The following is a 3,785-nucleotide window of genomic DNA, read 5'->3' on the forward strand; positions in this document are numbered from 1 at the left end:
CTTCTTCACCAGCCTAGACAAGCTTATCACCCTTCATCAGCGTAAGCTTAAAAAACTTAAAGAAACAAAATCAGCCTATCTTTCAGAAATGTTTCCTAAAGAAGGAAAAAAATATCCACAACGAAGATTTGCTAGTTTTACTGACCCTTGGGAACAGCGTAAGTTGGGGGAATTAAATTTCACTATATCTGATGGTAATTACGGTGAGTTATATCCTAAATCAAATGAATTATTATCCGAGGGGGTTCCGTTTATAAGAGTTAATAATATTATCAATGGTTATTTAGTTCATAAAGATTTGGTGTATATATCGCCAAAGTTACATGCAGTTTTAAAAAGTGGGCATCTTAAAGAAGATGATATACTAATTACGACTAGAGGAGAAATAGGGAAAATAGCTCTTGTTGATAATAGGTTTGAAGACGCAAATATAAATGCTCAAATCTGCTTAATTAGAACAGATAATAAAATGGAAAGTAGATATTTACATCAATATCTGCAAACAGACTTTAGTCAAAAAGAGATAATTTCTTTTCAGACTGGATCTGCATTGAAACAACTACCAAAGAATAGGTTAGATGATATTACCATAGTTTATCCTATTCAGAAGGAAGAGCAAGTTAAGGTAGGCGCATTTTTCGAGAAACTAGACAACCTTATCACCCTTCATCAGCATAAGCTAGAAAAATTAAAAAATATTAAAAAAGCTTATTTAAACGAAATGTTTGTGTAAATAGAAAGGGGGTATTTTATGGGAAATTATAATAAAACTTCAAGTGAAAGAAACTTCCAAGAAAGATTTGTTAGAGAACTAGAAAAATATAGATGGATAGCACCAGATGAATTAGATGGAAATAAGCAACAAGTAACAGTAGATGATTTGACTAACCACTGGAGATCGGAACTTAATCGAATTAATTCAGACCAACTAGAAGGTGTAGAATTAACAGATAGTGAATTTAAACAGGTTATGGCAAAGGTTAGTCAAATAGACAATAGTTTTGAAGCATCAAAAATACTTGCTATGGAAGGGTCAACCGGAAAAATTGATGGAATATATAGGGATGATAATCCTAAAATTACAAGAAAACAAATAACCCTTACAATTTTTAACAAAGCTCAAGTAAGGGGTGGGGACTCTTCTTATAAAGTGGCTAGAGAGGTAGCTACAGCAAAAGGTAATAGGTTTGACATTGTACTTTTAATCAATGGCTTGCCTTTAATTAATATCGAACAGAAACGTGCTGATAAAACATTAGATGAAGCATTTGGACAGTTTAAGAGATATTATAGATATGGAGAATATGTAAATAATTTTATGGCATTTTCTCAGATGATGGTCATTACATCAGAAGTAGCAACAAGATATTTTGCAACTCCAAAATCTATCAATGATTTCAATTTAAGTTTTGTATTTAACTGGGCAGACAAGCATAATAAACCTATAAATGATTGGCAAGATATTGTAGGACACTTTCTAATGATACCTATGGCACATCAGCTAGTAGGAGATTATCTAATAATAGATGAGGCAGAAGAAGAGGAAAATAAAAGACATATGATTATGAGGCCCTATCAAGTTTATGCTTTACAAGCTGTAGAAGGTGCTGCATTTGGTTGGGATAATGAAGATAAGATTCCACATGGTGGATATGTATGGCATACCACTGGTTCAGGAAAAACTATTACATCTTTTAAAACTGCTTTATTTTTATCAACTCGGGGAGGATTCGATAAGGTTATATTTTTAGTAGATAGGAAAGAATTAGATAAGAAAACTAGTGAAAATTTTAAATCTTATGCATCCTATGAACCTGTAACAGTTGATGATACAAAATACACCTATCATTTAAGGAAACAACTTTTATCTGTTAAAAAGGGAATAGTAGTTACCACTACTTTCAAATTAAGTAATTTAGTTAAAGACTTGGTAGAAGCCCAAGACTACGGTATTTCTGAAAAAAGATTAATCTTCATAATAGATGAAGCTCACAGAACAACTATGGGAGAAATGATGGTAAATATTAGAACTTATTTCAAGAAAAATAGTTTATTTTATGGCTATACGGGAACTCCTTTATTTGATGAAAATGAAGTGGCAGGAATGATTAATGAAAAATCTGAAGTTATAGATACTACGGAAAAACTATTTGGACCAGAACTTCATAAATATACCATAGATCAGGCGATAGCAGATGGAAACGTATTAGGATTTCATGTAGATTATATAAATACAGGAGAATTTTTAAGTTATGATTATTTAAGAGATCAAATAAAAGATCAAATTGGAGAGCAAAAACCAGAAATGACAATTCGTAAAATAGAGCGCTTAGTACAAGGATGGAGTGATCTTGAAGTTGAAAAGGAAGCTAAAAAGAGAAGAATTCTGCTTTACCAAGATAAAACTCATATACCAAGAGTTGTAGAAGAAATACTTTCAAATTGGGAAGAACAATCACAACAAAGACATTTTAATTCAATATTAACGGTTGCTTACAAAGATCGTGTTATTGCATATTATAATGAATTTAAAAAACAATTAAAGGGACAAGAAGATAAAATAAATATAGCTATGACATTTAGCTTTGGAAATGAGAATGATGTAGATAATATTCCACCTGAAATAATTGAAAGTATGTTTAAAGATTATTCAGACTTTACTGGCATTGAGTTTATTAGTGGTGACAGAAAAAGAGGAGAAGAGGCCTATTTTGAAGATATTGTTTTTAGAGGGACTCGTGGTGGAAGTGGACGCAATAAAAAGAATATAGATCTCATTATTGTTGCAGATCAACTGTTAACAGGTTATGATTCTAGATTTTTAAATACATTATATGTAGATAGACATTTTAAATTACAAAATTTAATTCAAGCCTATTCACGAACTAACCGTATATATGGGAAAAACAAAGAATTTGGATCCATCATTAACTTTCAATATCCAAAGATTACTGAAGAAAATGTGAATATATCATTGAAACTATATGGAAGTGGGGGAAAAAGTAGTAGAGCTATAGTTGAAGATTATAAGACCGCTGTAGAAAAGTTTTCACTAAAGGTTATAGAAATGATAAAGGCTCTAAAAGATCCTACAAAGTGGCAAGAATTAAAAATAAATAGTGAAGCTGAGGAATTATTTATATTATGCTTTAGAGATGCAAATGATCAATTAAGATTAGTTATGCAGTATTATGAATATAAATGGGATGATGAAACATTTATAATAGATGAGGATACTTGGATGAAATATGTAGGAGCATATAAAAATTTAATATTTAAAGAAGGAGAGCCTCGAGAAGATTCTCTTGTGATTCCTTTGGTAGGAAGAACAAAACTGTCAGGAACCCAAGTAATAGATGCAAATCATATCCTAAGCTTAATCGGGTCTAGATTAAAAACTGAAAAAGGTATTCAGAAAGTAGACGGGGAAACTTTAAGGTTAATATATGAAGAAATTCAAGAATTAAGTAATATAGGAGAAGATGAACAAGCAAAATTATTAAAAGAATTCGTAGAAACAGAACTAGTCCCAGGGAATTTATCAAGTGATTTAAGATTTGATGAATTATTTGATAATTGGAAGCAAGAAAGAGTAAAGAAAGAAGTCGAAAGTTTTGCTAAGATGTGGGGAATAGATGATTTACTTTTGTTTAAATCATTAATGCAATTTTCTATAGCTAAAAAAGATAATATCCCTTATATTGATGAGTTACAGAAAAGCATCAACTTCAGTATCGGTAGATGTCAATATAGTTGACGCATTAATTTTAAATTAATTAATTATT

At 30.8% G+C, this 3,785-nt stretch carries 2 protein-coding genes; both read left to right on the forward strand.

The features are described from left to right. On the forward strand, positions 1–733 hold a 733-nt coding region (locus ACTHW2_RS11785), incomplete at its 5' end, for a restriction endonuclease subunit S (RefSeq protein ID WP_442264111.1). An 18-nt stretch (positions 734–751) separates the two neighbouring features. Beyond that, a complete protein-coding gene (locus ACTHW2_RS11790) occupies positions 752–3,757 on the forward strand; it encodes a type I restriction endonuclease subunit R (RefSeq protein WP_442213076.1) in 3,006 nt (1,001 codons plus the stop codon). The last annotated feature ends 28 nt before the right edge of the window (positions 3,758–3,785 follow it).

The sequence above is a fragment of the Tissierella sp. genome (genome assembly GCF_052089545.1).
Lineage (GTDB): Bacteria > Bacillota > Clostridia > Tissierellales > Tissierellaceae > Tissierella_A.